This window comes from Mesorhizobium sp. M1050 (assembly GCF_040318715.1).
Taxonomy (GTDB): domain Bacteria; phylum Pseudomonadota; class Alphaproteobacteria; order Rhizobiales; family Rhizobiaceae; genus Mesorhizobium.
Genome location: NZ_JAMYMV010000136.1, coordinates 1 through 7,038, shown reverse-complemented (window position 1 = coordinate 7,038; position 7,038 = coordinate 1). Strand labels below are relative to the sequence as shown.

Sequence of the window (7,038 nt, the reverse complement as noted above, 5' to 3'; positions counted from 1 at the left end):
GCGCACGGCGGGAGGCCGTCCGCCGCTTTACGCTTACTTCAGGTCGACCTTGGCGCCGGCTGCTTCCAGCTGGGCCTTGAACTTGTCAGCGTCGGCCTTGGAAACGCCTTCCTTGACCGGCTTCGGAGCCGCTTCGACCAGATCCTTGGCTTCCTTGAGGCCAAGGCCGGTGATGGCGCGGACTTCCTTGATGACGTTGATCTTCTGAGCGCCTGCCTCGGTGAGGACGACGTCGAATTCCGTCTTTTCCTCGACCGGAGCAGCTGCGGCCGCACCACCGCCAGCGGCGGCAACAGCCACCGGAGCAGCGGCGGAAACGCCCCACTTTTCTTCCAGAAGCTTCGACAGCTCGGCCGCCTCGAGGACGGTCAGCTTCGAAAGGTCGTCTACGATCTTTGCGAGATCAGCCATTGTTGTATTCCTTCATAAGGTTCGAACGTGTGTTTGTGATAGCGAGGAACGGCCTCATGCCGCCTCGTCCTTCCGGGCGTAAGCGCCGATGACGCGCGCGACCGAGGCCGCTGGCGCATTGACGATCTGGGCGATCCGGGTTGCCGGCGTGGCGATCATGCCAACCAGCCTGGCGCGCAGCTCATCGAGCGACGGAAGTGTGGCGAGTGCCTTCACACCGTCGGCATTGAGCGAGGTGGTGCCCATTGCGCCGCCGAGAATGACGAGCTTGTCATTTCCCTTGGCGAAATCGGACGCGACCTTCGGCGCCGCAATCGGATCCTCCGAATAAGCAATCAGCGTCTGTCCCTTGAACAGCTCGATGATCGATGCGGAGTCCGTGCCCTGAAGAGCGATTTTGGCGAGACGGTTCTTCGCGACTTTGACGGTGCCACCGGCGGCGCGCATTTTCGACCGAAGGTCGTTCATTTGCGCGACGGTGATACCGGCGTAGTGGGCCACGACCACTGAACCTGCGTTCGAGAACGCACCGTTCAGGCCCGTGACGAGTTCGCGTTTTTCCGCTCTGTCCACTGCCTATCTCCAGTTGACCCCTGCCCCATTAACGGGGACAGGCGTCGGGTTGCCTTTGTCGGCCGGGCCATCCAGTAACGGATCTCCCGAACGACGCTCGAGGATCCTGCCCCCTTTCGCCACATCGACGGTCAAGCCGGCGATGCGCAGACAAAAGGCAAACACGGTTCGAACCTTTCATTGGAGCAATCGCTCCGTTGTCCGGTCTTCACCCGTCTCATGCAGGCCCAAATCGAATTAAGGCTTCTGGGCCGCCTGCAATCTCGGACAGGATGTCCGGAAACCACTCGGTTTCCGGTACCGGGCCGCCGACAAGTCGGAGGCCCGGAATTCACTTGCGGATCAGGTCCTTAGCGGCCGATCCAAATGTTCGTATCAGGACGCTGTGAGCGTCGCGACGTCGAGCTTGAGGCCCGGGCCCATCGTCGAGGTGACCGACACCTTCTTGACGTAGTTGCCCTTGGCACCAGCCGGCTTTGCCCTGGTCACCGCGTCGGCGAAGGCGCGGATGTTCTCTTCCAGAGCTGTGACCTCGAACGAGACCTTGCCGACGCCGGCATGAACGATGCCGGCTTTCTCGACGCGGAACTCGACAGCGCCGCCCTTCGATGCCTTGACGGCGGCAGCAACGTCAGTGGTGACGGTGCCGACTTTCGGGTTCGGCATCATGCCGCGCGGGCCGAGCACTTTGCCCAGACGGCCGACGAGCGGCATCATGTCCGGAGTGGCGATGCAGCGATCGAAATCGATCGTGCCCTTCTGGACGATGTCGACCAGATCCTCGGCTCCGACGATGTCGGCGCCGGCGGCGCGAGCTTCGTCAGCCTTGTCGCCGCGTGCAAACACAGCGACGCGCACCGAGCGGCCGGTGCCGTTCGGCAGGTTGACCACGCCGCGGACCATCTGGTCGGCGTGGCGCGGGTCGACGCCGAGGTTCATGGCGACTTCGATGGTCTCGTCGAACTTGACCGAGGAACGGTCCTTGAGCAGCTTCAGCGCGTCACCCAGGGCATAAGCCTTGTTGGGATCGATGCCTTCGCGGGTCTTCGATACACGCTTTGCAATCTTTGCCATGATCTTAGCCCACCACTTCCAGACCCATCGAGCGGGCGGAGCCCTCGACCATGCGCATGGCCGCTTCGACGTCGTTTGCGTTCAGATCCTTCATCTTCGCGGTGGCGATCTCACGGACCTTTTCACGCGAAACCGTACCGGCCTTGACCTTGCCCGGCTCCTTGGAACCAGCCGTCAGGTTAGCCGCCTTCTTCAGGAAGTAGCTCACCGGCGCCGTCTTCATGACGAAAGTGAAGGACTTGTCCTGATAGTAGGTGATGACAACCGGAACCGGCGATCCCTTTTCCATTTCCTGGGTCTGCGCGTTGAACGCCTTGCAGAATTCCATGATGTTGATGCCACGCTGACCAAGCGCCGGGCCGATCGGGGGAGACGGCGTCGCCGATCCCGCTTTGACCTGGAGCTTGAGCTGGCCTGCAATTTTCTTAGCCATCTCTTTTCCTGCCTTCGTCTATGCCGGCCCCATGAATGGGAAAGTGCCGGCGGTTGCAGTCTGGTGGTGCGATCCATGCGGCCGGCTAAAGCCGCATTCGTCTCCCACCGTTCTTAAGAGCCGCGCGATCTCCGCGCCGCTCTTCCCCGCCGCGCTTGACGACAGGGATTTCGGATCAGCCCTTTTCGACCTGTCCGAATTCCAGATCGACAGGCACGGCGCGCCCGAAGATCGAAACTTCCACCTTGAGCCGCGCCCGCTCCTCGTCCACTTCCTGGACGAAACCGTTGAACGACGCGAAGGGGCCATCCGAAACGCGGATCGCCTCGCCGATCTCGAACGTGACCGAAGGCTTGGGCCGCTCGACGCCTTCCTGCACCTGGTTCAGGATGCGCTGGGCTTCCGCCTCGGTGATCGGCACCGGCTTGGAGTCGCCCAGGAAGCCGGTGACCTTCGGCGTGTTCTTGACCAGCGAAAACACGGCGTCGGTCAGATTGGCCTTCAGGAGCACATAGCCCGGGAAGAACTTGCGCTCGGCATCGACCTTGCGGCCGCGGCGAACCTCGACGACCTTCTCGGTCGGCACCACGATCTGGTGGATGTCGGCGGACAGGCCCTTCTGCTTGGCCTTGTTCTCGATATCCTCTGCGACCTTCTTTTCAAAGTTCGAATAGGCGTGGACGATGTACCAGCGCGCGGTCATTTCAAGACTTCTCCGTAATCGCCGGACTTAGCGTCCGATGCCCAGAATCTGTTCGACCGCGAGGCCCATGAGCTGATCAGCGGTGAAGAAAAAGATCATCGCGATCACAGCGAAAGCCAGGACCATGACCGTCGAGATCATCGTTTCGCGCCGCGACGGCCAAGTCACCTTGGCGGTCTCCGCGCGAACCTGCTGGAGAAAGACGAAAGGATTTGTGGTTTTCGAAGCCATATGCCGCTCTGTCTTCAAGACCCGTTGGCCGGGTCCCCTGGATGATCCCGCTGGCCGGGACGTGCCGCCTGAGCCAATCTCGCGCCGAATCAGCGCAAACAATTCGCCCATGCAAATCAGACGCGTAAAGCCGGCTTCCCAGCTCCACGCGTCGCGTGTCTGTTTCGTCTACATAAAACCGATTCTTGATCCACGCAAGTGGCAAGTGTCCGCTTTATGACCAAACGCCGCCTCGGAACCATCCAGTCGTTCCGTCCCGGCTATGGCGCCCTTATGCCCCAATTGAGCCAATATGGCAAGCGGGTCGCCGATTTTCAAAGGGTAGACCGTAGAAATATCGTTTTGAAACGCCATTTCGAAAAATGGCGAAATATCACGTTGAGTGCCATTTCGAGAAATGGCACGGGCAGCAGGGCTCGAACCTACGACCTGCGGTTTTGGAGACCGCCGCTCTACCAACTGAGCTATGCCCGTATCGTGCGCATGTCGGCGCAGCAGGCGCTTCCTAAAAGCTTCCGCTCGCTCTGTAAAGAGTGGTTTGCAAGCAAACGCGCCTTAACCCCTGCGCCAGAAATCTGGATAGTCGACGACCAACCCCTCGCGGTCGATCTCGAGTTCCCGCCTGAAGTCGCTGGCGCGCGATTCATAGAGATATCGCCTGCCCTCTTCGAGGCATGTGTAGCGCTGCGGGTTGGCGACGACGGTGAGTGCCGGGAAATCGATGAAGGCCGTGGTGATCTCGGCACTCTGCCCGACGGAAAGCCGCAATCTCCGGATCGGCAGCGTGTTGGTGAATGGCGTGACGGTCAGGTCGGGATCGAGAATGCCGTCGAGTTCGGGCACCGGCAGACCGTCCCTGGTCCAGCGACCCTCGCCATCGGCGGCAAGAACAAGCGTTCGGCCGCTGCCGATCATGTCGACCACGACACGCCTGGCGCGCCAGCCGGCATCGCAGGCAATGCGGTAGCGGACGGCAAACGGCGTTGCGCCGGAGCAAATGACGACGGCGTCAGCCGAGACCTCCCCTGCCCGTTCCTGCAGCACCAAATGTTCGAGGCCGGGGCCGTCCCACTCGCGCCAGCGTATGATCTTCGTATCTTCCCGCATCCACCTGACACCTCCCATGGCCTCTGGAAGCTACTTCTTATCCGGTGGTCGATAGGGGCCGCCCGGCACGCCCCATCCCCACGCCGGCATCGGCTCCGTCTCGGGATCGCAGGTCTCACCAAGATTGGAGTTCATCTTGGCCAGCCGCGATCCCCATTCGACATAGCCCATGAAGGCCGAACGGAATTCCGGATCGTCAGGCAGGCCGACCGCGTCGGCGGCATCTGCCAGGAGGTTGATCCAACGGCGGCGCTGCTCCTCGGTCAGATGCTTGCCCAGATGATGCATGACCATCTCGCGGTGGCCGCCGCTGTAGGTTTTCGGTCCGCCGAATACCTCACCGATGAAGGCTGCGACATGGGCGGGATGATCCGGCGACATGGTCTTGAACACCGGACCGACGATCGGGTCCTGCGCCACCTTGTCATAGAAAGTCTGGGTCAGCCGGTTCAAGGCCTCGCTGCCGCCGGCCCATTCGTAGAGTGTCGGGATGTCCTGGCTCATTCTCGATCCCTCCTCCTGCCCCGGTGCCGCCAGCAGCGACGATAGCGGAAAAATCGCGAGTGGCTCAACCTACCTCGATGGCCAGTTTCCGACTTCGCCGCGCTTTACAACTTGGCGGGCGCGTCAGCCTCGGCATTGGCGGAAGACCGGATCCGGCAATTCTGCGGTTTCGGCACCGTATCGCAGATGGTGGCGCCGGTCAGCGCGTCGACCGATTGCGGGCTCGTCGTCAGTCCGACCTTCAGCATCATGTCGGGTTCGAGCTGGCGCTCGACCGAGCGTCGCTCGATCGCTGCGAACAGAGCGGGATCGATCGCCATCTCCTCGAGATAGGCCTTGACCGCCTGCTTTTGCCCCATCGGGTACAGGCTAAGCCGTGCACGGGGGCCGACAAGCCGTCTCACGCCGCCGGCAAGCATGAGCGCACAGGCCGAATCGCACTCCACTCCCGCATCGATGCTCAACCCGGCATAAGCGCCCTCCTTGGCCAGGCAATTCCACTCTCCCGGGTCACAGCCGACGAAATCAGTGCGGCCAACAGCGACGTCGAGCTTCTTTTCGCGGACAAGCCGTCCCGCCGCCAGAGCGCCAAGCAGGTCGCCACCCTTTGAGCTGATCACGACAGGCAGCTGCCGGTCGCCAAGCGTGGCGAGCAACTGGCGCAGCTTCTGCAGGGTCTGAGGCGTGATCGCACCTTCCGCCGAGATCCATTCGGGGCAATCAGGATTGCAGAGCGGATTGCCGCCGCGAACCACGACGAAGCGCATGCCTTCATCGCGCTGCACGCCCTCGGGCTCCGCCGGCAGCGGGGCAGGCTTGGCCGCGGTCGTCAGGCCATCGGGCTTTTTCCCCGGTATTTCCAGGCAATTCGCGGCCAATCGGTCCGACCTGCACAGGCCTGCGGCGGTCAACAGGTCCGCAGCATCCATGCTGGTGACCAATTTCATCCTCAGCATGTCGTCGAGGGCGATCTGGTGGATTTCGCTGGCCGGCGTGCTCTTCATCGTTTCGAGCACGCCCTGATCGATGCCCATCTCGTCGAGATAGGCCGCGAGCCTTTTCTCCACCGCCTTGCTCATCTCGTAGGTCTTGTAGCTGCCGGCGTCCTTGCGGCTGACGATCTTTGTGTTGAGCACCTTCTTCTTGCCCGCCACGATGCGGTAGGTGGTCCTGTATTGCAATTTCGTGCGGATGTAGGTCGTGGTGATCTGATGGACGCCGAGAAACGCCCATTCGCCAACCACACGCCGGACACCGCCAGCAAACATCAATGGGCAGGCGGAGTTGCACATGGCGCCGTAGTCAACGACATCGCCGAGGTAATGGGCGCCATTCTTGTTACGGTCCTGGCAACCCTCCGCGTCAGGGTGGCAACCGGAGAACACCGTCTTGCCGATCGCGATATCAAGCACGTTCTTGCGGATCAGCCGGCCAAGCGCCAGCGCCGCCTCGACATTGCCGCCGGGAGAATCCACGACGATCGGCAGGTCTCGCCCGCCAAGCGTCTTCAGCATGCGTTTGAACAGGGCCGGCGTTCCGGCTTCTATCGAGCCTTCGGCCGAGATCCATTCCGGGCAGATCGGCTCGCACCCCGGTGCATTGCTGCGGACAATGACGAACCGCATCGTTGGACCGGGACCCGGGGCAGTATCCGCCGCAAAGGCACGTCCCTCTACAAGCAACGCCAGCAGGCAGATCAGCCGCAGCGACCACAATGCTCGCCGATGGAAAAGGCGCTCTGAGACCATTTGGAAAGAAGCCCCTTGCTGGAAATGTATACTAGACGAGGTCCAAAGGCTTGCAACAGGACTCGGGCGACAAGGCGAACACCCGATCGCCAGGCAAAAGAAAAGGGCGGCCCCAAGGACCGCCCTTTCCGTTCGAACCCGACCGGCACAGGCCGGTGTCGGTTATTCCTTGATGGTGACGACGATGCCGGCACCGACGGTGCGGCCGCCTTCACGGATGGCGAAGCGCAGCTTCTCTTCCATGGCGATCGGCA

General features: G+C 61.8%; 10 protein-coding genes and 1 tRNA gene. All 11 read right to left on the bottom strand.

Going from position 1 to position 7,038, the window contains the following annotated elements; all coding sequences use genetic code 11:
• Positions 1-33: 33 nt before the first annotated feature.
• A complete protein-coding gene (rplL, locus tag NKH57_RS33135) occupies positions 34-411 on the bottom strand; it encodes a 50S ribosomal protein L7/L12 (protein WP_023762907.1) in 378 nt (125 codons plus the stop codon).
• 54 nt (positions 412-465) lie between these two features.
• Entirely contained in the window at positions 466-984 is a 519-nt protein-coding gene (rplJ, locus tag NKH57_RS33130) for a 50S ribosomal protein L10 (RefSeq protein WP_013531412.1), read from the bottom strand.
• Positions 985-1,359: 375 nt separating this feature from the next.
• On the bottom strand, positions 1,360-2,058 hold the full coding sequence (gene rplA, locus NKH57_RS33125) for a 50S ribosomal protein L1 (RefSeq protein WP_023762906.1): 699 nt from the start codon (positions 2,056-2,058) through the stop codon (positions 1,360-1,362).
• A 4-nt stretch (positions 2,059-2,062) separates the two neighbouring features.
• The gene (gene rplK / locus NKH57_RS33120; protein WP_027027738.1) at positions 2,063-2,491 is read right to left on the bottom strand and encodes a 50S ribosomal protein L11; all 429 of its coding nucleotides are present in this window, start codon (positions 2,489-2,491) and stop codon (positions 2,063-2,065) included.
• 175 nt (positions 2,492-2,666) lie between these two features.
• Positions 2,667-3,194 (bottom strand): transcription termination/antitermination protein NusG, encoded by a 528-nt coding sequence (gene nusG, locus NKH57_RS33115; RefSeq protein ID WP_013531409.1) that lies wholly within the window; start codon positions 3,192-3,194, stop codon positions 2,667-2,669.
• 27 nt (positions 3,195-3,221) lie between these two features.
• Positions 3,222-3,425, bottom strand: a complete 204-nt coding sequence (secE, locus tag NKH57_RS33110; RefSeq protein ID WP_013531408.1) for a preprotein translocase subunit SecE — start codon at positions 3,423-3,425, stop codon at positions 3,222-3,224.
• 398 nt (positions 3,426-3,823) lie between these two features.
• Positions 3,824-3,899: transfer RNA gene (locus tag NKH57_RS33105), tRNA-Trp, on the bottom strand.
• Positions 3,900-3,980: 81 nt separating this feature from the next.
• On the bottom strand, positions 3,981-4,532 hold the full coding sequence (locus NKH57_RS33100; RefSeq protein WP_352950531.1) for a putative glycolipid-binding domain-containing protein: 552 nt from the start codon (positions 4,530-4,532) through the stop codon (positions 3,981-3,983).
• 30 nt (positions 4,533-4,562) lie between these two features.
• Complete coding sequence (locus NKH57_RS33095; RefSeq protein WP_352950529.1) at positions 4,563-5,036, bottom strand: group II truncated hemoglobin; 474 nt, start codon at positions 5,034-5,036, stop codon at positions 4,563-4,565.
• Positions 5,037-5,140: 104 nt separating this feature from the next.
• Entirely contained in the window at positions 5,141-6,784 is a 1,644-nt protein-coding gene (locus tag NKH57_RS33090) for a COG3904 family protein (RefSeq protein ID WP_352950527.1), read from the bottom strand.
• A 162-nt stretch (positions 6,785-6,946) separates the two neighbouring features.
• The coding region (locus NKH57_RS33085; RefSeq protein ID WP_023785181.1) for an EF-Tu C-terminal domain-related protein at positions 6,947-7,038 on the bottom strand (92 nt) is incomplete at its 5' end.